Annotated in this window: 21 protein-coding genes; 9 read left to right on the forward strand and 12 right to left on the reverse strand. The window is 67.6% G+C overall.

What is annotated here, in order from left to right:
* Positions 1-21: 21 nt before the first annotated feature.
* From J2X21_RS10375 to J2X21_RS10385, 3 genes are read right to left on the reverse strand one after another with little or no spacing between them, the layout of a single operon-like run.
* On the reverse strand, positions 22-1,116 hold the full coding sequence (locus tag J2X21_RS10375) for a S1C family serine protease (RefSeq protein ID WP_310328095.1): 1,095 nt from the start codon (positions 1,114-1,116) through the stop codon (positions 22-24).
* Entirely contained in the window at positions 1,113-2,576 is a 1,464-nt protein-coding gene (lnt, locus tag J2X21_RS10380) for an apolipoprotein N-acyltransferase (RefSeq protein WP_310328098.1), read from the reverse strand. The genes J2X21_RS10375 and lnt overlap by 4 nt, the downstream gene beginning before the upstream one ends.
* On the reverse strand, positions 2,573-3,451 hold the full coding sequence (locus tag J2X21_RS10385) for an HlyC/CorC family transporter (RefSeq protein ID WP_310328100.1): 879 nt from the start codon (positions 3,449-3,451) through the stop codon (positions 2,573-2,575). The genes lnt and J2X21_RS10385 overlap by 4 nt, the downstream gene beginning before the upstream one ends.
* A gap of 113 nt (positions 3,452-3,564) precedes the next feature.
* On the opposite strand from J2X21_RS10385, the gene J2X21_RS10390 reads away from it, so the two are divergent.
* From J2X21_RS10390 to hslU, 5 genes are all read left to right on the forward strand, one after another.
* Entirely contained in the window at positions 3,565-4,626 is a 1,062-nt protein-coding gene (locus J2X21_RS10390) for a CobW family GTP-binding protein (protein ID WP_310328102.1), read from the forward strand.
* 157 nt (positions 4,627-4,783) lie between these two features.
* Positions 4,784-5,422, forward strand: a complete 639-nt coding sequence (gene dksA, locus J2X21_RS10395; RefSeq protein ID WP_310328105.1) for an RNA polymerase-binding protein DksA — start codon at positions 4,784-4,786, stop codon at positions 5,420-5,422.
* Positions 5,423-5,431: 9 nt separating this feature from the next.
* Positions 5,432-7,195 carry a hypothetical protein gene (locus J2X21_RS10400; RefSeq protein WP_310328106.1) on the forward strand — a complete coding sequence of 588 codons (1,764 nt, stop codon included), beginning with the start codon at positions 5,432-5,434 and terminating at the stop codon, positions 7,193-7,195.
* 38 nt (positions 7,196-7,233) lie between these two features.
* A complete protein-coding gene (gene hslV / locus J2X21_RS10405) occupies positions 7,234-7,803 on the forward strand; it encodes an ATP-dependent protease subunit HslV (RefSeq protein WP_310328108.1) in 570 nt (189 codons plus the stop codon).
* Positions 7,800-9,113 (forward strand): ATP-dependent protease ATPase subunit HslU, encoded by a 1,314-nt coding sequence (gene hslU / locus J2X21_RS10410; protein ID WP_310328109.1) that lies wholly within the window; start codon positions 7,800-7,802, stop codon positions 9,111-9,113. The genes hslV and hslU overlap by 4 nt, the downstream gene beginning before the upstream one ends.
* A gap of 6 nt (positions 9,114-9,119) precedes the next feature.
* On the opposite strand, the gene J2X21_RS10415 is transcribed toward hslU, so the two are convergent.
* Positions 9,120-9,740: a helix-turn-helix transcriptional regulator gene (locus J2X21_RS10415; protein ID WP_310328112.1), complete on the reverse strand. Its 621-nt coding sequence runs from the start codon at positions 9,738-9,740 to the stop codon at positions 9,120-9,122.
* Positions 9,741-9,910: 170 nt separating this feature from the next.
* On the opposite strand from J2X21_RS10415, the gene J2X21_RS10420 reads away from it, so the two are divergent.
* A complete protein-coding gene (locus J2X21_RS10420; protein WP_310328115.1) occupies positions 9,911-10,642 on the forward strand; it encodes a response regulator in 732 nt (243 codons plus the stop codon).
* Here the strand turns inward: J2X21_RS10420 and J2X21_RS10425 are convergent.
* Together J2X21_RS10425 and J2X21_RS10430 are read right to left on the reverse strand one after the other, a co-directional pair.
* Entirely contained in the window at positions 10,588-12,828 is a 2,241-nt protein-coding gene (locus J2X21_RS10425) for an ATP-binding response regulator (RefSeq protein ID WP_310328117.1), read from the reverse strand. The two genes, J2X21_RS10420 and J2X21_RS10425, sit on opposite strands and share 55 nt — an antisense overlap.
* Positions 12,829-12,902: 74 nt before the next feature.
* On the reverse strand, positions 12,903-13,898 hold the full coding sequence (locus tag J2X21_RS10430; RefSeq protein ID WP_310328120.1) for an ABC transporter substrate binding protein: 996 nt from the start codon (positions 13,896-13,898) through the stop codon (positions 12,903-12,905).
* 81 nt (positions 13,899-13,979) lie between these two features.
* Between J2X21_RS10430 and J2X21_RS10435 the strand changes: the two genes are divergently transcribed.
* Together J2X21_RS10435 and J2X21_RS10440 are read left to right on the forward strand one after the other, a co-directional pair.
* The gene (locus J2X21_RS10435; protein WP_310328121.1) at positions 13,980-14,327 is read left to right on the forward strand and encodes a hypothetical protein; all 348 of its coding nucleotides are present in this window, start codon (positions 13,980-13,982) and stop codon (positions 14,325-14,327) included.
* A 63-nt stretch (positions 14,328-14,390) separates the two neighbouring features.
* Positions 14,391-15,095, forward strand: a complete 705-nt coding sequence (locus J2X21_RS10440) for a phosphatase PAP2 family protein (RefSeq protein WP_310328122.1) — start codon at positions 14,391-14,393, stop codon at positions 15,093-15,095.
* 185 nt (positions 15,096-15,280) lie between these two features.
* On the opposite strand, the gene J2X21_RS10445 is transcribed toward J2X21_RS10440, so the two are convergent.
* Together J2X21_RS10445 and J2X21_RS10450 are read right to left on the reverse strand one after the other, a co-directional pair.
* Positions 15,281-16,048, reverse strand: coding sequence for a type III pantothenate kinase (locus J2X21_RS10445; RefSeq protein ID WP_310328125.1), 768 nt, complete (start codon positions 16,046-16,048; stop codon positions 15,281-15,283).
* Complete coding sequence (locus J2X21_RS10450; RefSeq protein ID WP_310328127.1) at positions 16,045-16,260, reverse strand: hypothetical protein; 216 nt, start codon at positions 16,258-16,260, stop codon at positions 16,045-16,047. The genes J2X21_RS10445 and J2X21_RS10450 overlap by 4 nt, the downstream gene beginning before the upstream one ends.
* On the opposite strand from J2X21_RS10450, the gene J2X21_RS10455 reads away from it, so the two are divergent.
* Complete coding sequence (locus J2X21_RS10455) at positions 16,259-17,809, forward strand: methyl-accepting chemotaxis protein (protein ID WP_310328129.1); 1,551 nt, start codon at positions 16,259-16,261, stop codon at positions 17,807-17,809. The two genes, J2X21_RS10450 and J2X21_RS10455, sit on opposite strands and share 2 nt — an antisense overlap.
* On the opposite strand, the gene cobA is transcribed toward J2X21_RS10455, so the two are convergent.
* Genes cobA through J2X21_RS10475 form a run of 4 tightly spaced genes read right to left on the reverse strand, consistent with a single transcriptional unit; the run spans position 17,796 to position 23,165 of the window.
* Positions 17,796-18,551: a uroporphyrinogen-III C-methyltransferase gene (gene cobA / locus J2X21_RS10460; protein ID WP_310328131.1), complete on the reverse strand. Its 756-nt coding sequence runs from the start codon at positions 18,549-18,551 to the stop codon at positions 17,796-17,798. The genes J2X21_RS10455 and cobA overlap by 14 nt on opposite strands.
* Positions 18,548-18,922 carry a hypothetical protein gene (locus tag J2X21_RS10465; protein ID WP_310328133.1) on the reverse strand — a complete coding sequence of 125 codons (375 nt, stop codon included), beginning with the start codon at positions 18,920-18,922 and terminating at the stop codon, positions 18,548-18,550. The genes cobA and J2X21_RS10465 overlap by 4 nt, the downstream gene beginning before the upstream one ends.
* 2 nt (positions 18,923-18,924) lie before the next feature.
* A complete protein-coding gene (locus tag J2X21_RS10470) occupies positions 18,925-20,898 on the reverse strand; it encodes a DmsC/YnfH family molybdoenzyme membrane anchor subunit (protein ID WP_310328135.1) in 1,974 nt (657 codons plus the stop codon).
* A gap of 14 nt (positions 20,899-20,912) precedes the next feature.
* Positions 20,913-23,165 carry a molybdopterin oxidoreductase family protein gene (locus tag J2X21_RS10475; RefSeq protein ID WP_310328137.1) on the reverse strand — a complete coding sequence of 751 codons (2,253 nt, stop codon included), beginning with the start codon at positions 23,163-23,165 and terminating at the stop codon, positions 20,913-20,915.
* Positions 23,166-23,198 lie beyond the last annotated feature (33 nt).

The raw sequence follows: 23,198 nt of genomic DNA on the forward strand, positions 1-23,198 counted from the left end.
GATTCTATTGGGCCGCATTCCTCAGTCGCCGCTGGCCGCTTCGGTGGTGATGGAGACGGTCCGGCGGGCGCCGTCGCGCTCGAATTCGACGCGCAGCGTGGTGCCCGGGCGTGTGGCGTTCACGCGGCGGCGCAGATCGGCTGTGTCCGCCAGCGGCTGGCCGTCGATGGCGATCAGCCGGTCGCCTTCGCGCAGGCCGGCTCGCTCGGCCGGACTGCCGGCCAGGAGGCTGCCGATGATGGGCGTGCGCCGGGCCTCGAGCAGAGCAGCCTTGCCCACCGGCAGGCGCTCGTCCTCGGCCTGCAGGCCCAGCCGGCTGCGCTGGACCTTGCCATGGCGCAACAACTCGTCGGCGGCGGCCAGCGCGCGCTGGATGGGCAGGGCCACCGACACGCCTTCGGCGCCCTGGTTGCCCACCAGCATGGCCTGGTGCATGCCGATCACGCGGCCTTGCAGGTCCAGCAACGGCCCCCCGGCCATGCCGGGGCCTGATGCCGTCGTCGTCATGATGGCCGGTTCACCGCCACTCAGTTCGAACGGATCGGTCGGGCCTAATGCGCTGACGATGCCCGCCGACATCAACAGGCGCAGGCCGCGCACATTGCCGATGGCGACGACGGCCTGGCCGACCTCCAGCGCACTGGAGTCGCCGAAGCGGCAGGCCGGGCCCAGGGGCGCCTGGGTCTTGAGCAGCGCGATGCCGCTGCTGCGGTCGATGGCCTGCAGCCGGGCTTCCAGCCGGCGTCCGTCGGCGGCCTCGAGCACGAATTCGCGCCGGGTCAGCTCTTCGGGGCTGCCATTCGTCACGAGGAACTCCGCCGTCAGCACCAGGCTGCCGTCGCCCCAGATCAGCCCCAGGCCGTTGGGCAACTCCCGCCGGCTCTCCAGCGTCTTCGTCGGCTCTGTCTTGGCGCGCGGCGCGGGCTTGTCGCGAAACAGGTCGTTGAACGGGTCGCGGCGCTCACCGGTCGGCATCTGGAAGACATGGGCCAGGCAGGGCAGCGTGGCACGGTAGATCTCGGGCAGCGGTCGCGCGGCATCGGCGGCCAGCGCGGGCCACGCCATGGTCGCGGCGACGCAGGCCGCGATGCGGCCGATCAGGGGCAGGTGTTTCATGCGGCTTTCGGTGCGTGGCGTCGCTGGCCCATCGCGAGCAGCAGCAGCGTGGCGGCGCCCGCGAGCCAAAGCGGCCACAGGCCCATCGCGGCCAGCCAGCGCGCGTAAGGGGTGGTGCCGGTGCGGCCTTCGGCGGTCACTTCCAGAACGCCGCGCTCAAGCGACGGCATGCGCGCGGTGACGTGGCCTCTGTGGTCCACAGCTGCAGTAGCGCCAGTGTTGGTGGAGCGCACGACCGGGCGCTGGAACTCCAGCGCGCGCATCTGCGAGAACTGCAGGTGCTGGTCCTGGACCATCACGGTGCCGAACCAGGCGAGGTTGCTGACGTTGACGAACACGGTCGCGGCGTCGGCACCGACGGCGCTCTGCACGATGTCCTCGCCGAACAGGTCTTCGTAGCAGATCAGCGGTCTCAAGCGCTGGCCGGCCACGGACCAGGCGCGCTGGTGCTGACCGCGGGCCTGGTCGTCCAGCGGGATGTTCATCGCGCGCACGAACCAGCCGAGGCCCGGCGGGATGAACTCGCCGAAGGGCAGCAGGTGGCGCTTGCCATAGTGGTAGTCGCTGCCCAGTGCGATGACGGAGTTGACGAAGCCCTCGTCCGCATTGCCAAGGAACACGCCCAGCAGCGCCGGGCGGTCGGGGCGGGACAGGTGCTGCAGCGTCGCCGGGTCCAAGTCCACCAGCGGCAACGGCACGACGGACTCGGGTGTGATGACGACCTGGCCCCGCGCTGAATCGATGAGGCCGGCCAGCGTCCCGAGGTTGGTGGCGAAGCGCTGGGCGTCGAACTTCTGGTCTTGCGGAATGCTGGGCTGCACCAACGACAGCGCGACGCGGCCGGTCGATGTCGTGAAGTCCTGCGGCAGCAGCAGCCCGGCCAGCGGCAGCAACACCGCCGGCAGGCCCCAGGTCCAAGCGCGCTCCTTCAGCAGCACCAGGCCGGCGGCGGCGAGCGCGGCCAGCGCGATGATGCCGTAGACGCCGATCCAGGGTGCCCAGCCGACCAGTGGGCCGACGGTGTGTGCATAGCCCGAGGCGATCCATGGGAAGCCGCTGAACCAGGTGGCCCGCGCCAGTTCGGCCAGCAGCCACGCCGGCACCAGCGCCAGCAGCCGCCAGCGGCCGGGCGCGATGAAGCGGGCGGTCAGCCCCAGCGCGAGCGCGTAGTAGCTGCACAGGAAGGCGGCAAGCAGCCCGACCGCCAGCGCCGCCAGCGGCGACGGAATGTGGCCGAACTGGTGCATGCTGATGTGCAGCCACCACAGGCCCGAAGCCAGCCAGCTGAAGCCGAACAGCGCGCCGCACAGCGCGGCGACCTTTGGCGTGGCGCGCTGGACCACGCCGAACAGCAGCGCCAGCGCCAGGATCTGCGCCCACCAGGCGTCGGTGGGCGCGAAGGAGGCGGTCTGCAGCAGGCCGGCGCCCAGCGCGACCGCGGCGGCAATGGCCGGCCTCACGCCTCAGTCTCGTCAGCGGGCGCGCGCGTGACCTTGAACCAGCGCACCGCGCCGCCGCGCGTCAGCATGACGGCGAAGTCCAGGCCGGCAATGCGCACCACCTCGCCACGGCGGGGCACGCGGCCATGCTCGTGGGCGACGAGGCCCCCTATGGTGTCGAAGTCGTTGTCCGGCAGGGCCAGGCCGAAGGCTCCGTTGACGGCCGCGATGGACGCGTCACCGGCGACGCGCTGACTGCCGTCGGCCAGCGTGTACAGGCCGGTCTCGGAGTTCTGCTCGTCGAACTCGTCCTCGATCTCGCCGACGATCTCCTCCAGCACGTCCTCGATGGTGATGAGGCCGGCCGTGTTGCCGAATTCGTCGATGACGATGGCGAGATGGTTGCGGTTGGAACGGAAGTCGCGCAGCAGCTCGTTCAGCCCCTTGCTCTCGGGCACGAACACGGCCGGGCGCAGCAGCGCACGGATGTTCAGCTCGGGCGCGCGCTGCATCTTCAATAGGTCCTTGGCAAGCAGGATGCCGATGATGTTGTCGCGTGTGCTCTCGTAGACCGGGAAGCGCGAGTGGCCGCTGTCGATGACGATGCCCAGCAATTCCTCGTAGGGCGCGTCGATATCCAGCAGGTCCATGCGCGGCGCGGCCACCATGGCGTCGCCGGCGGAGAGCTCGGCCATGCGCAGCACGCCCTCCAGCATCTGGCGCGATTCGGGCTCGATCAGCTCGCGCTGCTCGGCATCGGCCAGAGTTTCGATCAGTTCGGTCTTGGAGTCCGGCCCGGGGTGCAGGAACTCCAGCATGCGCTCCAGCAGGCCACGGGCCTCGGGAGGGTGTTTGGCGGCCCCGCGGTGGGGCCTGCCTGATTGCGGTTCGCTCAAGGGAGCTGTCAGGGTATTGCGGAAGGGACAGAATAGCCGATTGGTTTGACAACCCCTTGCATCCCGGCGCCGAGCCCCTATCTTGGCTGCCTTCTTTCGAAACGGTCCCCGCCATGTCCACCCCCGCCAAAGGCCTCATTCCCGCGACCATCTTGACCGGCTTCCTCGGCGCCGGCAAAACCACGCTGCTCAAGCGTGTGCTGACCGAAGCCCACGGCCAGAAGATCGCCGTCATCGAGAACGAGTTCGGCGAGGAGAACATCGACACCGACATCCTGGTGTCGGACACCAACGAGCAGATCATCCAGATGAGCAACGGCTGCGTCTGCTGCACCATCCGCGAAGACCTGCGCACGACGCTGAGCGACCTGGCCGCCAAGCGCCGCAAGGGCGAACTGCAGTTCGACCGCGTCATCATCGAGACCACCGGCCTGGCCGACCCCGGCCCGGTGGCGCAGACCTTCTTCATGGACGACGAGATCGCCGAGGCCTATCTGCTGGATTCGGTGCTGACGCTGGTGGACGCCAAGCACGCCGACGAGCAACTGAACACGCGCCAGGAGGCGCGCATGCAGGTGGGCTTCGCCGACCAGCTGTTCATCAGCAAGAGCGACCTGGTCGAGCCGGCCGCCGTGGAGGCGCTGATCCACCGCATCAAGCACATGAACCCGCGCGCGCCCATCCAGACGGCGCATTTTGGCGAGGTGTCGCTGGCCAAGGTGTTCGACCTGCGCGGCTTCAACCTGAACGCCAAGCTGGAGATCGATCCCGACTTCCTGAAGGCAGACGCGCACGACCACCATCATCACCATGATCACGACCACCACGATCATGAGCATGGCGAGCACTGCGACCATCCGCACCACCATCACCACGACGACGACGTCAAGAGCTTCGTGTTCCGCTCCGACAAGCCGTTCAACCCGGCCAAGTTGGAGGACTTCCTGGGCGCCATCGTGCAGGTCTACGGTCCCAAGATGCTCAGATACAAGGGTGTCCTACACATGAAAGGCACGGACAAGAAGGTCATCTTCCAGGGTGTTCACCAGATGATGGGGTCCGATCTCGGCCCGCGGTGGATGCCGGGAGAGAAAAAACAGAGCAAGATGGTGTTCATCGGCATCGACCTGCCCAAGGACGTGTTGATGCAAGGTTTGGAAGGTTGTCTGGCGTGATTTTTTGGCCCCCTGGGACACCGGTTTCAGGGGGGTGAAGGCGCCTTGATTCGCATGGCTACAATCCGCCGCGCTCAAAAATGGGCCACCGGCTGAAATGCAGTGGGGATCAAGGTCTGACACCGCGCCGATGCACACCCAGATCGAGGAGAAGATTGTGAGCAAGACCCCGGCCCCGAAAACTGCGGCACCCAAGGGTGCGAAGAAGTCTGATGCTGGCGCCGACGTCGCGACGTTGGAGATGCCCGCGCCGGCGAATCGGTTCGCCGACCGCTTCGCGCCCCCGAAACCGCCTGCACGCGGCGCCAACCACGCCGACGAGACGCCGCGCGTGGCCGCCAAGGGCGACCCCAAGCTGGCCAATGCCTGGAAGAGCAAGCCCGGCGCGGAGCTGAGCGATGCCGAAGTGCTGGCCATGCCGGACGGCGAGTACATGAACGCCAAGCAGATCGAGTTCTTCCGCATGAAGCTCGAGACGCTGAAGAGCGAGGTGCTGTCCAACGCGGGCGAAACCACCGAGCATCTGCGTGAAGACACCACCATCGTCCCCGACCCGGCCGACCGCGCCACCATCGAGGAAGAGCATGCGCTGGAACTGCGCACCCGCGACCGCGAGCGCAAGCTGCTGAAGAAGATCGTGCAGTCCATCGCCCGCCTGGACAGCGGCGACTACGGCTACTGCGACGAGACCGGCGAGCCCATCGGCCTTGGCCGCCTGATCGCCCGGCCCACGGCCACGCTGTCGCTCGAAGCGCAGCAGCGCCGCGAGCTGAAGCAGAAGATGTTTGGAGATTAAGCTCTCGCCATGGCAGACACCAAGCCCGCAGATCCGAAGGAAGGCGACAGCTTCTTCCGCAAGGTCGCGCGCTTTGTCGCCAATCCGACCACGGACTGGTCGGAAATCAACTCGCGCCAGGACGACCCCGAGGGCGACCTGGCCAAGGCCGAGTTGCGCGCCATGGTGGAGCGCAAGCGCCGCAACGACTTCGTGCGCAAGCGCGAACTCGACATGCTGCGCCGCATCCGCCGCGAGGGGCTGACGCCCGAGCAGCTCGCCGCGCTGGCCGCGTCGCCGTCCAAGCTGGGCGACGACGAGCGCATCAGCGAGCCCAGCTCCAAGATCGACCTGGGCGTGAAGGCCAAGATCGACGAGATCGAGCAGCAGATGGTGGGCGAGAGCTTCGCGACCACGCAGGCCGCGCCCAAGCACCAGCCGGGCTTCTTCGAGACCAGCACACGCCCGGTGGCGTTCGCGTCCACCGTGTCCGCGCCGCCACCGCCCGTGGTGGACAGCGCCAGCGGCCGCGTCAGCGAGTTCTCCAGCCCCAAGGAAGTCGAGCGCCTGTCCGCGCCGACGCCGCCGGCCGCCGTCACGATGGGCGCGGCCATTCCGCCGCTGTCCGACTCGCCGCCCAGCCGCCTGCCCGACCTGCCGCCGCTGGACATGCCGCTGTCGTTCACGCTGGCCGAGTCCAATGCGCCCATGGAAGTGCAGGAGGTCGTGCATGACCCCGAGCTGGACGAAGCCGTCATCGCGTTCGCGAATGCCGACTACGACACCAGCGAGCGCGCGCTGACCGAACTGGTGCGCCCGGGCGGCAGCCGCAACCTGCATGGCGAGACCTGGCTGGTGCTGTTCGACCACTACCGCGCCACCGGCGCCCAGGGCAAGTTCGAGGTGCTGGCCGTCGAGTACGCGCAGCAGTTCGGCCTGTCGGCGCCGCAGTGGTTCTCCATGCCCAAGCTGGTGGCCGAAACCACGCGCCAGTCCAACCGCTCGCCGATGGCCAAGGCCGGCCAGGTCAGCTGGACCGCACCGGCAACGCTGACGGCCGACGAGGTGTCGGTGCTGCAGAAGCGCAGCGAGACGCTGCCCATGCCCTGGGTGTTCGACTGGGGCTCGGTGGACGACATCGAGATCGAGGCCGCCATCCAGCTGCGCCAGCTGATGCGTCACTGGGCCAACCAGCAGGTGGACCAGCGCTGGGCGGGCGGCGACCGCTTCCTGAACCAGCTCAAGGAACTGGCTCCGGTGGGCGAGCGCGACACCGACCCCGCGCTGTGGATGCTGCGCCTGGAAGCGCTGCGCCTGGCCAACCGCCCCGACCAGTTCGACGAGGCCGCGATCGACTACTGCGTGACCTACGAGGTGTCGCCCCCGTCCTGGGAGCGCGCCAAATGCCGCGTGCGCATCGGCAGCGAGGGCGGGTCCACCAACAGCCCCGTGCACAGCACCATGCAGGGCGAGGCGCAGTCCAGCTTCCTGGACACCAGCGTCGCCGACGTCAACGTGGCTCAGCTGGACCTGATGGGCCAGCTCAGCGGCGACATCTCCGAGACGCTGCGCGGCTTGGCCGCCGAGGTGGGCGAGGCCAGCCTCATCAGCATCTGCTGCACCAGACTGATCCGCCTGGACTTCATGGCCGCGGGCGACCTGCTGAACTGGGTGCTGCAGCGCCGCACCGAGAACCGCTCGGTGGTCTTCACCGACGCGCATCGCCTCGTCGCGCTGTTCTTCGGCGCGATGGGCATCAACGAGCACGCGAAGGTCAAGGTGCGGATCAACTGATCTTGCATCGTGGGCCTCCGCCCCCATCTGGAGGCCCTATGTCTTCCGAATCCTCTTCCGCCGCCGTCTATCACGGCACCACCATCGTCTCGGTGCGCCGTCAGACGCCCACCGGCTGGCAGGTCGCCATCGGTGGCGACGGCCAGGTCACGCTGGGCAACACCATCGTCAAGGCCAGCGCCCGCAAGGTGCGCAAGCTCTACCGCGACCAGGTGCTCGCCGGCTTCGCCGGCGCGACGGCCGACGCCTTCACGCTGTTCGAGCGCTTCGAGGCCAAGCTGGAGAAGCACCAGGGCCACCTGGTGCGCGCCGCCGTCGAGCTGACGCGCGACTGGCGCACCGACCGCGTGCTGCGCCGCCTGGAAGCCATGCTGGCCGTGGCCGACAAGAGCGCCTCGCTCATCATCACCGGCAACGGCGACGTGTTGGAGCCCGAGCAGGGCATCGTGGCCATCGGGTCCGGCGGTGCGTACGCGCAAGCCGCCGCCAAGGCGCTGCTGGCCAACACCGAACTGGGCGCGGCCGACATCGTCAAGAAGTCGCTGGAGATCGCCGGCGAGATCTGCATCTACACGAACATGAACCACACGTTGGAGGTGCTCGAATGAGTTCGATGACACCTCAAGAGATCGTCTCCGAGCTGGACCGCCACATCGTCGGCCAGCAGGCCGCCAAGCGCGCCGTCGCCATTGCGATGCGCAACCGCTGGCGCCGCCAGCAGGTGGACGAGAAGCTGCGCGGCGAAATCACGCCCAAGAACATCCTGATGATCGGGCCCACCGGCGTGGGCAAGACCGAGATAGCGCGCCGCCTGGCCAAGCTGGCCGGCGCGCCCTTCATCAAGGTCGAGGCGACCAAGTTCACCGAGGTGGGCTATGTCGGCAAGGACGTGGACTCCATCATCCGCGACCTCGTTGAGGTGGCTGTGAAGGAAGAGCGCGAGGTGGCAACGCGCCGCTGCCTGACGCGCGCCGAGGACGCCGCCGAGGATCGCATCCTGGACGTGCTGCTGCCCGGCAGCGAGGCCGACAACGCCACGCGCCAGAACTTCCGCAAGAAGCTGCGTGAAGGGCAGTTGGACGACAAGGACATCGAGCTGGACCTGCTGGCGCCCAAGCCCAGCGTGGAGCTGCTGGGGCCGTTCGGCAACCAGCCCGGCATGGAAGACATGGCCGAGCAGCTGAAGGGCATGTTCAGCCAGTTCGGCGGCGGGCAGAAGAAGACGCGCAAGCTCAAGATCGCCGAGGCCTTCAAGCTGCTGGTCGACGAAGAGGCCGCCAAGCTGGTCAACGAGGAGGAGATCCGCTCCGCCGCGCTGACCAATGCGCAGGAGATGGGCATCGTCTTCATCGACGAGATCGACAAGGTTGCGTCGCGCCAGGAGACCGGCGGCGCCGAGGTGTCGCGCCAGGGCGTGCAGCGCGACCTGCTGCCGCTGGTGGAGGGCACCACGGTGTCCACCAAGTACGGCCTGGTCAAGACCGACCACATCCTGTTCATCGCCAGCGGCGCCTTCCACCTCAGCAAGCCCAGCGACCTGATCCCTGAGCTGCAGGGCCGGCTGCCCATCCGCGTGGAGCTGGACTCGCTGTCGGTGGCCGACTTCGAGGCCATCCTGACCAGCACGCATGCCAGCCTGGTGAAGCAGTACCAGGCGCTGATGGCCACCGAAGGCGTGACGCTGCAGCTTCAGCCCGACGCCATCCGCCGCCTGGCGCAGATCGCGTTCGAGGTCAACGAGCGCACCGAGAACATCGGCGCGCGTCGCCTGGCCACCGTCATGGAACGGTTGCTGGACGAGATCAGCTTCGACGCTCCCAACCGCGGCGGCCAGACCGTGTCGCTGGACGGTGCGGCGGTTGACGGCAAGCTGGGCGCGCTGGCCGCCAACGAGGACCTGAGCCGCTTCATCCTCTGAGGCGAGTCAGTGCGGCAGCGCGGACGCGCTGCCGGTCCAGCGCAACAGCTGCATCAGCGACGGCGCCTGGGTCTTGCCGAGCAGGTTGCGGACGTGGCTGCGGACCGTGCTGACGCAAAGGCCCAGGTGCTTGGACGTGGCCTCCACCGGCTCGCCATCGGCCAGCAGCAGCAGCACGTGGCGCTCGGCCTGGCTGAGGCGACACTGGCGCGTCAGTGCATCGATGCGTGCGGCCTGCGTCAGCGCGGGCTGGTCCAGGTGCACGGCCAGCAGCACGCTGCCCTCGGGCCAATCCGACGCGATCGCAATTGCGGGTGCCAGCGGCGCCGCATGCAACCAGCCAGTGTCCAGGCCGGGCGTGAACCACAGCCCGATTCGGGAAGACGTGCCTCCGGCGGCCAGCGCCAGCATGTCGGCGAGACGCTGGGCGTTGAGTTGGCCCAGGCTCATCAGGTGACCCGCACGCACCTGCCCCAGGCCCTGGTCGAGCAGATGCCCGGCACTGGCATTGGCGAAAAACAGGCGCCTGTCCGGCAGCAACACCAGCAGCGGCTGTGGAAGGGCACCTAGCACGTGGTGCGGTTGGGCCGGCTGGCCGGATGTGCGTTCAGCAGCAGTGTGAAACATGGCATCCCCTGAGCTTCTGCGACGCGACGGCGCCGTCTCTTGTCATCAAGTGTGGTGAACGCCGGGGGCGCCCGCCATTGGCCAGAGGGATAGGCCAAACGGGTGGGTCCAAGGAGTGCCGCCAGCAACGCCCTGTCTCGATACCATCGACTGCAGCGGGGAGACTGCCAATGAAGATTCTGCTGATCGACGACCACCCTTTGTTCCGAGAGGGCGTCGCACTGCTGCTGAAACCTCTCGTGGAGGGACTGGAGACCTGGGAGGCCGGCAGCTGCGAGGAGGGCTTCGCGCTGCTGGGCCAACGTGGCGATGCCGACCTGGTGCTCATCGACCTCAACCTGCCGGGTCTGTCGGGCCTGGACGGCCTGAAGCACCTGAGGCAGGAGCATCCGGCCGTGCCGGTTGTCGTCATGTCGTCGGCGGATGACAAGGACACCGTGATGGCCGCGTTGGACGCCGGGGCCATGGGATTCATCCCCAAGAGCTCGACATCGCAGGTGATGCTCGGCGCGCTGCGCCTCATCCTCTCCAACGGGATCTACCTGCCGCCTTCCGTGTTCCTGGCGGCGCGTGCAGCGCCCGCAGTCAGCGCGCCGCCGGCCCTGGCCGCGCCCGCCCCGCCTTCGGGGCGACGGCCAGGCGAATTGGGGCTGACCCCGCGCCAGGCCGACGTGCTACACCTGCTGCTCCAAGGCAAGCCGGCCAAGCTCATCGGGCGGCAGTTGAACCTGTCGCTGAGCACCGTCAAGGCGCACACGTCGGCGGTGCTGCGTGCGCTCAACGTGACCACGCGCACGCAGGCCGTGCTCGCGGCGAGCCGGTTGGGCCTTCGCTTCGACGAGCCGGCTCAGGAGGTGCCGGCCGGCCTGAGCGAAGCTTCCATCGCCTCCAGCAGCCGTTGAAGTCCGATGGGCTTGTGCAGCAGCCGCGTGCCATGCTCGGCCGCGCGGCCCTGCAGCGACGCGTCCGTGTTGGCCGTCACCATCAGGGCCGGGATGTCGTCGTCATAGTGCTGGCGCAGCCGTGAAATGACCTCGAAGCCGTCGCGACCGCCGCCGAGCTGGTAATCGGTGACGATGACGTCGGGCACGCGCAGGTGCTGCTGCAACTGCGCCAGCATGGCATCGCAGGATTCGGCGGCCACCACGTGGCAGCGGCAGGCCTGCAGTGCATCCACCAGCGCTTGTGCGTTCAGATCCTCGTCGTCGACCACGACGACGAAGCGTCCCTCCAGCGCCCGCTGGCTCGCGGACAGCCGAGGCGGGATGCGAGGCAGCGAGGCCGTGGCTGCCGAGAGGGGCAGCGTCAGGCGGAACACGGTGCCATGGTCCACGCGGCTGTCCACGCTCAATCCATAACCTAGCAGGTGGGCGCACCTCTGCACGATGGACAGCCCCAGCCCCAGCCCCTTCTCCTGGCCCATGCCCGGCGCATCGATGCGGAAGAACTCCTCGAAGATGGCGTCGCGGTAGCGCGGGGCGATGCCCGGCCCGGTGTCCCACACCTGTAGCTCCACGGCCGCGGCGCGTCGCCTGCAGCCCACCAGCACCCCACCCCGGCGCGTGTAGCGAATCGCGTTGGAGAGCAAGTTGCCGATGATGCGCTCCAGCAAGGCGGCATCGCCTTTGACCACGACGTTGCAGGTCCGCACGCGCAGCTTCAGCCCCTTGTCGGTCGCCTGCGGCGCCCAGGTCTGCTCCAGCCGATGCAGCAGCCAGCCCAGGTTCACGTCCTCCACATGCGCTTGCATGGCGCCGGCATCCAGCTTGGAGATGTCCAGCAGGTTGCTGAACAGGCTCTCCATCGTCGCGACGGACGACTGGATCTTGTCGGCCAACGCCACGTGCTCGAGGCTGTCCAGGCGGCTCTGCAGCACCCCCAGCAGCAGGCTGATGGAATGCATGGGCTGCCGCAGGTCGTGGCTGGCGGCGGCGAGGAAGCGGGTCTTGGCGGCGTTGGCGCGCTCGGCTTCGTCTTTCAGTTGAGAAAGCTCCTCGGCGCGGGCAGCGAGGATGTCACGGGCGTCGGAAAGTTCGGCGGTGCGTTCGGTGACTTTGGCTTCCAGGCTGGCGTAGAGCTCGCGCAGCTGAAACACCATGCGATTGAAATCGTTGGCGAGGTCCTTGATCTCATCCTGCCGTTGAACGGTCAGCGTGGTCGCAAGATCGCCTGCGGCAATCCGCGAGGTGGCGTTGCGCAACTGCACGATCGGCGCAGCCATCCTGCGCGCGAATGCGACGCCGATCAGCACGGCGGCGAGCCCCCCCAAGGCCATCAGTGCAAGGGTACGGGTCAGCGTGGCCCAGGCCTGCCTCAGTGCGAGCCTGCGCGCCTGCTCCATGACGACCATCCAGTCCGTGCCCGGAATGCGTACGGCGGTGGCGATGACAGGCTCGCCCGACATATCTTGGGCCGCCACGCCGAGCAGCAGCATGGTGCTGCTGGCGGCGGCCTGCCGCGCCGAGGAAAACACCGCCGACCGCGACAAGTCGCGCTGCGCGAGCACGTGCGTCGATCTGGGGTGCGCGATCAGCATGCCGCTGCCGTCCAGCACATAGGACAGCGCACCATCTCGCAGGCGCAGGTTGGACACGATGTCGCCGAGCAGGCGCAGGTCGACGGTGGCCACGACGCCGCCTTGGTCATCGGCAGCGCCGATGCGGACCATCGGCAGCGCGCCGTCACGGAAGAAGGTTCGGCCGGTGCGCATCTCACCCACGCGCGCTTCGGTGGCGAGGTTGGCTTCCGGGACCTTGATGAGCGTGTCCACGCGGTCGACTGCCTCGCGCGAAATCATCAACCGCTCACGCCCCCAGCGATCGACTGCCTGCAGCGATATCACCGCGGGGATGCCTTGCATCAGTCGGTGGAACTCCTGACGACGCTCGCGAACATCGAAGTCGGGGCGCGTCCAAGGCAACTTGGTGACGCCCCGCAAGCCGGCGTGGATGGATTCCATGAAGACAGCCACCTCGCGGGCAGCAGCGTGGGCCTGGAGTTCCTGGGCGAACTCGATGCGTTCCACGGACTGGACGTAGCCGAAATAGCTTTCGGTAGCGCCCAGCATCAGCAGCAGGCTGAGCGTCAACCCGCTCATCCAGACGGCGAATCGCCGCGCCAGCGGGCGGTAGGTTCTGCGACGTAGCCAGCCGGTCCACATCCTCAGCGGGCGACGACGATGTCGGCTCTCTTCAGGATGCCGGGCGCCGGCATCGGAAATCCGTCCCGCGGGGTCGCGTTGACGGCAAGCTTGGGTGGCGGCGGCCGCTGGATCGGGATCGCGCCGGGTGGCTCGCCCTCCAACACGCGGCGCAGCAGGTCGACCATGGCAGCGAAGCGGAAGCTGTCGTCGACGGTATAAGAAAGCGGCGCGCCCGCCGTCACGTCACCGGTGCTGCCGGTGATGACGGGCTTGCGCCATGTCCGCAGCCGGGCCAGCAGAGGCTCCGAACTCAAGTACGCAAGCCCGGTCGGCGGCAGCAGCCAGGCATCGAAGTCGTCTGGCGCGAGGCCGTCCAACACGCGCGTGGCTTCCTCGGCATCTTCGGCGAACAGCAGCGTGACCTGCAGCCCAAGCTGCGTCCCGGCGCCGGCCAGCCGGGCGGCTGCGTCGCTGTTCTTCGCCCAGTCCTTGTCCATCAGCACAGCCACCTTCTTGATACCAGGGTAGGCGTCCTGCAGCAACTCCAGCCTCTTGGCATCGAGGTCGTCGGTGATCCAGATGCCGGTGATCGGTTCGGCGCGCGGCGAGGTGGACGCCACGACGCCATAGAGCACCGGGTCCATGAAGCTCGCGAACACCACGGGCGGCATCGCGGCGTGATGGCGCCTGAATGCGCGGGCCGCGGCGGTGTTGGGCGCAATGATGGCAGCCGGCCGCATCTGCAGGGCTTCCAGTGCCGCGGCGTCGAATCGCCAGCTGTCCGTGGTCATCGCCGCGATGAACCTGACCCTCAAGCGCGAGCGCAACGCGACGGGCATGCCTTGCAGAGCCGCGGCGAAGTACTGATAGGGCATGTCGACTTCGGGCGAAATGCGACCGAGGTAGGCCACGTCGATGCGTGAAAGCCGGGGCGCGCTGTCGGCCGACAGCATCGTGCCTAGCGCGAGCATGAGCAGCCATGCGACGAAGGGATGAGCCTTTTGGCCGCTGTTCATGCGCCGGCCTGCTCGATATCCTGCGCGCGGCTTGGCAGTGTGCTGCTGGCTCGGTTCTTCAACTCAACCTCGGGAGATGTGATGACGAAGATTGCTGTTTCTCTGGAAGTCCAAATCGGTGAGTCCGACTTGCTGGCCATTTCAGCGCCGATGGTGGCGGAGGTCAAAGAGGTATCTGCTGGCGCGGCAACCTTGCAAGTGTCGGGCCTGACAGCGGGCCAGATCGAGGCGTTGTGGCCTAAGGTGAAACGCGTATTGGTGCACGGTGGCGAGGCAAAGGCCGAAGGGGCCGCTTGTGAGTACTCATCGGTCGCGCTGCGAATGGGCGTCGGTGTCTTCACCGTGACCAAACAGCCGGACTCTTTTTCGAGCACCCTGTGGCGGGCTTTCGACGCGGATGAAATTCGCCGTTTGATCGACAAGGGTTGAGCCCTTGACGCTTCGGCCCGCCGTAACGGCGGGCCGAATCCCGCTCCAGAACCGAGACGAAACATGGCCAGTTCCCTCAAACCATTCCCGGCTGAAGATTGGAGCGAGCCGCTTCGAGACTTCATGACCCGCGAGCTGAAGCACCTGCCGACCGACTGGTTGGTGAAGCGACGAGTCACTCTCGAGCCACCCAGCGCCAAAAGGCTGGCGGCTGATCTGAAGAAAGAGAAAGTGGCACGCCTGGATCGATCCAAGCGAGCGCATGCCATCGCCGCCCAGGCTCAGGACGTCACCACAGGCATGTTCACGCTTTTGCGTCAACGGCGTGCCGTGCCTTTGAAGTGTCCTGCGACGTCGGCGCTGATGTCGGCGGCCAACGGCGACTTGTTGGCGGTGGTCTTCTACTTCAAGACCGAGTTCAATGCGGCACGGCCCAGCGCGTACGAGCCCGACATCCGGCCGATGTTCGCCAAGCCGGATCCGGACTTCCCAGGCCACCCGTCATATCCCAGCGGCCATGCTGCGCAGTCACGCATCTACGCCCTGGTGCTGGCCGAGCTGTTTCCAAAGCTCCGGCAGGAATTGATCGCGATTGCCGACGACATCGCCTATAACCGCGAGGTGGCGGGCGTGCACTTCGAGGCCGATTCAGATGCAGGGAAGTCGTTGGCCGATCAGGTCTTCAAGCTGCTGATGGATCAGCCTGCCTTCGCACGCCTGATTCCGCTGGCCAGGGCCGAGTGGCCGGAGTGCCGCGACCTGCGCTAAGTCCTGTCTGCGCCGTGCGGACGTGGCGGGCATTGATGCAGCCCGCCAGCTGCTGGCAGCGCGTCGCCGGCGGCATTGAGGCTGAAGCCACATGAACCAGCCTGCGGCTGGCGTTAGGTCGGGTCGCGCCGAGGCAACAGAACTCTATTTGCGCAGCACCCAGGCTGAGCATGTTGCCAGCGCACTCAGATTCGTGGCGCCGCGTTGATCGCCAACAACCCGTCGAAGATCAACCCTTCGACGAGTTCGTGCGGCACGTCCACCGCCGGCGCGACCTTCCAGCCCGCGCCGCCGGTCATCAGCAGCAGCGGCGCGCGCCCTTCGCGCTGATGCAGCAGCCGGTACATCCGCTCGATGGCGCCGGTGATCGCGAAGGTGCCGCCGGTGGTCAGCGCGTCGCTGGTGTTGGTGGGGAAGTCGCGCACCTCGCCGGTGGGCACGCGCAGGCCGGCGGTGCCGCCTTCCAGCGCGCGCAGCATGATGCCGTGGCCCGGCAGGATCAGGCCGCCGAGGAACTGTGCGTCGCTGGACAGCGCGTCCACCGTGACGGCCGTGCCGACCATGACCGTCAGTACCGGCCCGTCGAAGCCGCGCTGGCGCGCGTGGGCGTGCGCACCGATGACGGCCACCCAGCGGTCGGCGCCCAGCCGGGTCGGATGGTCGTAGCCGTTGCGTATGCCGGCCGTCTCGGGGGCGGGAACAACCCAGCGGGCCGTCAGGTCCCAGTGCTCCATCTGCTCCTCGACGCGCCGGCGCACGGCATCGCCCGCAACGTTGCTGCCCAGCATGCGCCGCGGCGGAGCCAGGCCTTGCCAGTCCTCGTCGGCCAGGCGGTCGATGTTCTCCAGGAAGACCGCGCCATGCTGAAGCGGTTGCGCGCCGGGCTGGGCGCCGTCGTCGTAGACGGCCCATTTCAGTCGGGTGTTGCCGATGTCGATGGCCAGGAAGCTCATGGGGGGCCGTGGCGTGAACGATGGCGCGAGCCTACCAGCAGGTCGAGCCGCCAGGTCCTGGGCAGACTGCGGACGTTGTCGGTCGAACCGAGGCGCGCCAGGCGCGCGACCGAGAAATCCTGCAGGAACCGCGGCGTTGTCATCTGATGATCCATGAGCTTTTCTGCTTCAATCCCTGAGATATCAACGTCGATCTGCTGCGGAGGAGCCATGCTGCGTCGTTTGAACATCCGGGCCCGACTCTGGCTCGCTTTCGGCCTGATCCTCGTGTTGACGGCGTTGACCGTGGCCGTCGGCGGCGTCGGGCTGAAGGTGTCCGAGAAGGCCATCCAGGGCATCACGCAGAAGCTCATCCCGGCCTCCAACATCACCGTGGCGGCGCGCAGCCACTTGCTGGGCAGCAAGGCCGCGACGGCCACGTTGGTCGCATCCATATTCAACAAGGAAGCCATCACCCGTGCGCGCAAGGACTGGGACGCGGCCCAGGCCGGGCTGGACAAGGCGATGGACGACTTCGGCGCCATAAGCACCGAGGACAAGAGCCGCGAGGCGCTGGCCAAGTTCCGCGGACTGATCGCGGACTACCGCAAGACCGTCACACCGGTGGCCGACAAGCTGGCCGCCGACGGCCATGCCGACGCGCAGTCCGCGATGGAGGACATGAAGGCCGCTGACACCGCCTACGAGCCGGCGCTGGCGATGCTGATCAACATCGAGGCCGAGCTGAAGAAGCGTGGCGACGAGGTGTTCGCCAAGGTCGACACGCTGGTGGGGCGTCTGTTCTTCGGCTTCCTCGTGGCGTTCGCGGTCTGCGTCGTCGTGGGCGGCGTGCTGGCGGTGCAGCTCTCGCGGTCCATCATCGGCCCGCTGACGGCGGCCAAGCGCTTTGCCGAGCGCATGGCGCAGGGCGACCTGTCGCGCGCTCCGGAGGTCGCAGGCAGCGACGAATCGGCCGCGATGATGCAGGCGCTGGCGGCCATGCAGCGGTCGCTGTCCGGTATCGTGGGCCAGGTGCGCGAGTCGGCGGAGAGCATCCAGGTCGCGTCCAGCGAGGTGGCCACCGGCAACATGGATCTCTCGCAGCGCACCGAGCAGACGGCGTCCAACCTCCAGCAGGCATCTGGCGCGATGACCGAGCTGACCGGTACGGTGCGCCAGAGCGCCGATGCCGCCATGACGGCCAAGCAGCTCGCCGGTGCCGCCGCCGAGACGGCCGGGCGCGGTGGCGAGGTGGTCGCGCGGGTCGTTTCGACGATGGGCGACATCAACACGGCCAGCAAGAAGATCGGCGACATCATCGGCACCATCGACGGCATCGCCTTCCAGACCAACATCCTCGCGCTGAACGCGGCGGTGGAGGCCGCGCGGGCCGGTGAGCAGGGCCGAGGCTTTGCCGTGGTGGCGGGCGAGGTGCGCTCGCTGGCGCAGCGCTCGGCCGAGGCCGCGCGCGAGATCAAGGCGCTGATCGGCGCCAGCGTCGAGCGCGTAGAGGCCGGCACCCATCTCGTCAACGACGCGGGCACGACGATGACCGACATCGTCGGCTCCGTGCAGCGAGTGACCGACATCATTGGCGAGATCAGTGCGGCGGCCGCCGAGCAGAGCTCGGGGCTGCAACAGGTCAACGGCACCGTCACGCAGCTGGACCAGATGACGCAGCAGAACGCCGCGCTGGTGGAGCAGTCCGCCGCGGCGGCTCAGTCGTTGAAGGAGCAGGCGGTGAAGCTGGCCGGCCTGGTGTCCTCGTTCAAGCTGAACTGACGAGACGCTCGATATCGCTGGCCGCCGCATGCGCGGCCACTTCGCCGATGACCAGCAGCGCCGGGCTCTTCAGCCCCTCACGCGCGATGCAGTCGGGCAGGCCGGCCAGCGTCGTCACCGCGTGGCGCTGTTGCGCCGTGTGGGCCGCGCTGACGATGGCGGCCGGCAGATCGGCACGCAGGCCGGCGGCCAGCAGCCGGGCCGTGATGTGGGCCGCGCGAGCAACGCCCATGTAGATGACCAGCGTCAGGCCAGTGCGCGCCAGCGCCGCCCAGTCGGGCTCGGCGCGGCCTTCGCCGGGGTGGCCGGTGACGAGGACGACGCCGGGCGACGCGCGGCGGTCGGTGACGGGAATGCCCACCGAGGCCGGGCCGGCGATGCCGCTGGTCAGGCCACTGACCACCTCGACTTGAAGGCCGGCCTCGCGCAGCGCATCTGCCTCCTCGCCACCGCGGCCGAACACGAAGGGGTCGCCGCCCTTGAGCCTCACGACGCGCTGGCCGGCGCGGGCCTCCTTGATCATCAGCGCGTGGATGAAGTGCTGGTCGGTGCTGATGCAGCCGCCGCGCTTGCCGACGCGCAGCAGCCGGCCCTTCACGAGCGCGAGCACGCGCGGGTCAATCAGATCGTCGGCCAGCACGACGTCGGCCGCCTCGATGCGCTTTAGCGCGCGCACGGTCAGCAGTTCCGGGTCGCCGGGGCCGGCGCCGACGAGGGAGACGGTGTGGGTTGCGCTGTTCATTGCAGGACCTCCGTGGGTGAGCCCACCTGCGGCCGCTCGGTGTTGGGCACCCAGTCCCACCACTCGTGCTGGCCTTCCTCGAAATTGCTCTGTGTGCGGTGGACGTCCCAGGTGACGAGGTAGTCGGGGTTCTCGACGTCCAGGCCCGACGGTGCGTCGCGGTAGTGGCCGGGCGGGGCGGTGAACCAGGCGCGTAGGTCGGGCGGCAGCACGAACTCGCCGCTCGGCAGCAGCGCCAGCGTGATGCCTTGCTCGGCATCGACCTTCTGGATCTCGCCGCCCAACTGGCGCTGCCGCAGCAGCGTGCCGTCCAGGTCGAAGTAGTTGATGCCGACGAGGCAGCGGCGGCCGGGCAGGTCGGCGAGCTTCATGGTCAGTGCTTCAGCGGTGCGACGCCCACTTGCGGCATGTTCGCCAGGCCGATGTCGCGGGCGTGCTGCTCGAAGCCCTTGTTCTTCCAGAAGAAGGCGCCGGGCATCGTGGTCGGGATGACCAGCACGTAGAACAGCGCGCGGCCCATCAGTGCGGTGGCGACCAGCGTCAGGCCCGACACGGCCAGGCCGGCGAGCTGCAGCAGGTGCACGCCGTCAAAGGCCAGCAGGCTGGCCAGCAGGCCGGCGGCCAGGAGCAGGTTCAGGCCCAGCAGCGTGTTGCGCAGCGTGTAGGTCTTGCCGAAGGTGGTGCTCAGCACATAGTGCGCGGCGCCGCCTTCGTGTTCGGCGCTACCCATGTCCTTGCCATGGGCCCACAGGCCGACGCTTTCCAGCAGCAGGCCCACGCACAGCGCGGCAGCGGCGACGCGGACGACCAGCGTGAAGCTCTCGCCGGTGAAGCCCAGCGTAGCCACCAGCACGGTGCCGGCCAGCAGGCCGCCCAGCGACAGCATGTTGCCGCCGAAGGAGGTGCCGGTCTGCCAGTGGTTCCAGAACGGGCGGGCCTTGATGCGGTAGCAGCGGTACATGTAGTACAGGCCTGCGGCGCTGCCGGCCATCGCGAAGTAGCCGGCGCCGGTGGCGGCGGCGCTCGTCAGCCAGGCGGGCACGATGGCGTCGGGCGTGACGCCGAACACGCTCTGGAACAGGCCCGCGAAGACCGTGTTGGCCGGCAGGCTGAACGCGATGTGCGCGCCGATGCCGGCCATGAAGACGGCGATGCCCAGGCCCTCACGCGACACCGGCGAATGGCGCAGGTTGTTGAAGCCGCGGTAGAAGCGGTGCGGCTTGCCCAGGTGCATCGTCGACATGAACAGGCCGAAGGCGACGAGGCCGAAGCACAGCATGGCCAGCGGCACGTACATGGCCGACGCGGCAAATGCCGTGAAGCCGTCGAGGCCCAGCTGCGCGCCGAGGAACATCAGGCCGAAGGTGCCGGCGGCCATCTGCGCGGCCAGCGTGAACAGCACCAGCGGGTTCTCACGCGAGGACAGGCGCTTCAGGTTCCAGTGGCGCTCCTTGCCCAGCTTCTGGTCGATGGCGGGGCGGTAGCGGCCTTCGCCGTCCTTGTGGTACTTCACCGGCATGGAGTCGGTGCGGGTCATCTCGTCCGGCAGCTGTCGGATCTGCTGGAAGCGGATGTTGGGGTGGGTGATCTCGGGCGACGGGAAGCCGGGGATCTCCACGCGCGCCTGCTCGCGGTTGGCGGGGATGTTTTCGATGACGCCGAAGTCCAGCGCATTGCCGACGCAGGCGGACACGCATGCGGGCTTCAAGCCCACTTCCAGGCGGTCCACGCACATGTTGCACTTGGAGACCTGGCCCTTGACCGGGTCCAGCTGCGGCGCGTTGTACGGGCACACCCAGGTGCAGTAGCCACAGCCGAAGCAGGTCTCGGGATCTTGCAGCACGGCGCCGTATTCGGTGTGCTTGGTGTAGGCGCGCGTCGGGCAGCCGCGCAGGCAGACCGGGTCATCGCAATGGTTGCAGGCCATCGAGATGTTCATGCGCTTGTAGTCGGGGAAGCTGCCGCCTTCCACATAGCCCACCGAGCGGAAGGCCAAGTGGGGCGGGTTCTCGTTCTTCTCGGAACAGGCGGCCTCGCAGGCGTGGCAGCCAATGCAGTTGTCGGCCGTGAAGAAGAAGCCGTGCTGCTTGTTGCGGTTGGGGTTGGTGCCCACCGCCGGGTTCTCGTTGATGAACATCGAGCGGCCCGGCGTCAGGTGCGGGGCCTCGGCCTTCACGTGCTCGATCAGGTCGATTCTTTGGCCATAGCGGTTGCGCTCGGCCATCTCCTTGTCCTGCAGGAACGCGTACTGCTGTTCCTCGGTGCGGATTTCCCAGATCTTCTTGGGGCGTGCGGCGCTCTTGGTGGCGTCGGCGATCAGGCTGTCCAGGGGCAAATCATTCTTCATGGGATCACCTCTGGTTAGAACGCACGACGTTCCAGGTTCAAACGCGCGGCTTCCTGCTGGTCGATGGGCTCGATGCGGCAGGCGTTCTGCTTGAAGGCGGGCTGGCGCGAATACGGGTCCAGCAGGCCCAGCGTCAGGCGGTTCACGCAGTCGTGGAAATGGAAGGGGATGAATAGCATGTTGCGGCCCACGCGCTGCGTGAGCTGCACCATCACGACCGCATCGCCGCGGCGGCTGATGACGCGCACATAGCTCTGGTGCTGGATGCCCAGCTCGGCCGCCGCGTCCGGGTTCATCTCCATGTACGGCGTCGGGCTGAACTTGTTGCAGTTGCCGATCTTGCCGGTGCGGGTCCGGGTGTGGAAATGCTCCACCACGCGGCCCGAGTTCAGCCAGAACGGGTACTCGCCGTCGGGGCATTCGTTGTTGTTGACGAAGCGCACCGGGATCAGCTTGGCGCGGCCGTCGGGCGTCTGGAACTTGCCGTCGCCGTAAAGCCGCGGACTGCCGAGGAAGTCGTGGCGCCGCAGCATGTCGTAGTGGCCGGCCTCGGCGGCGCCGATGCGGGCTTCGTCCTCTGCCGCCTGCGCCTCGCTGTACGGCCACTGGATGCCGCGTGCCGCTTCGATGCGGGCGTGCGTCATGCCCGAGATGTCCAGCGTGCGGCCCTCGCCCTTGGAGAGCTCGCGCATCTCGTTGAACGCGCCCTCGACCGTCGGCGGGAAGTGGATGACGTTGCGGTCCTGGAAGCGCTTGGACATCTCGTTGAAGATCCAGAAGTCGGGCTTCGAATCCGCGAATGGCTTCAGCACATTGCGCGTGAGGTTCACGCGGCGCTCGGTGTTGGTGTGGCAGCCTTCCTTCTCGGCCCACACGGCAGCGGGCAGGTAGACGTGCGAGTGCTGGTTGGTCTCGACGTCTTCATAGACATCCTGCACCACCAGGAACTCCAGCTTCTCCATCGCCTTGCGGATGCGCGGCTGGTTGGGCATGGAGGTCATGGGGTTGGTGGCCACCAGCCACAGGCCCTTGATCTCGCCGGTCTCGATGGCCGGGAAGATGTCGGTCTGCGCCAGGCCGCGCGCGGGCGGGAAGAAGCTCTCGTCGATGCCCCAGAAGTCCGCCACCGTCTTGCGGTCCTTCTCCTTCTCCAGCAGGCGGTAGCCCGGCAGGCCCGAGCAGCTCGACCATTCGCGCGTGCCCATCGCATTGCACTGACCGGTGATGGAGAGGCTGGTGCCGCCCGGCTTGCCGATGTTGCCGGTGATGAGGTTGAGGTTGTTGATGCAGACCACGCCGTCCGAGCCGTGCGTGCTCTGGTTGATGCCCATGGTCCAGATGCTCATCGCGGCCGGTGCCTTGGCGTACAGGCGCGCCACCTGGCGGATGCGGTCTTCGTCGATGCCGCAGACGTGCTGGGCCGTCTTGGGGTCGTAGTCCTGCAGCAGCGTGCGCAGGTCTTCGATGCCATTCGTGTGGGCCGCGATGTATGCCTTGTCCTCCAGGCCTTCCTTCAGGATCACGTGCATCATCGAGTTGATGAGGACGGTGTCCGTGCCGGGCGTCAGCGGCAGGTGGATGTCGGCGAACTGGGCCAGCATCGTCACGCGCGGGTCCACCACGATGATGGGGAACTTGCGCTTCTCCAGCGCCTCCTTCAGGCGCCAGTAGATGATGGGGTGCTGCTCCGGCAGGTTGGAGCCGAAGGCCATCAGGCAGTGCGTGTGCTCGAAGTCGTCGTAGCAGCCGGGCGGGCCGTCGCTGCCGAAGCTGCGCTTGTAGCCCGACACGGCCGAGGCCATGCACAGCGTGGTGTTGCCGTCGTAGTTGTTGGTGCCGATCTGGCCACGCACCAGCTTGCCCAGCGTATAGAACTCTTCCGTCAGCAGCTGGCCGGTGGAGACCACGGCGAAGGAATCGCGGCCGTACTTGGCCTGGATCTCCTTGATCTTCGCGGCGGTCTTGTCCAGTGCGGCATCCCAGCTCGTGGGCTGGAAGGGCAGGTGGGCTTTCTCGCGCATCAGCGGCAGCGTGCCGCGGCCGGGCGAGGTGAACAGCTCGGCTTCCAGCAGGCCCTTGATGCACAGCTTGCCGCGGTTCACGTCCGCGCCCGCGTGGCCGCGGCTGGTCACGACGTTGCCGTCTTCACCCAGGCCGATCTCGATGGCGCAGCCGGTCGAGCAGTAGTTGCAGGTGGTGTACTTCCATTCCTTCACGGCCTTGACCGGGATGGAGATGGGCTTGCGTTTCTTGCGACCGAAGAGCATGGCGGCGGCTTGTCTCTGAGTAGTTCTTGGTGC

Origin of the sequence: Roseateles asaccharophilus (genome assembly GCF_031458115.1) — a bacterium.
GTDB lineage: Bacteria > Pseudomonadota > Gammaproteobacteria > Burkholderiales > Burkholderiaceae_C > Pelomonas > Pelomonas asaccharophilus_A.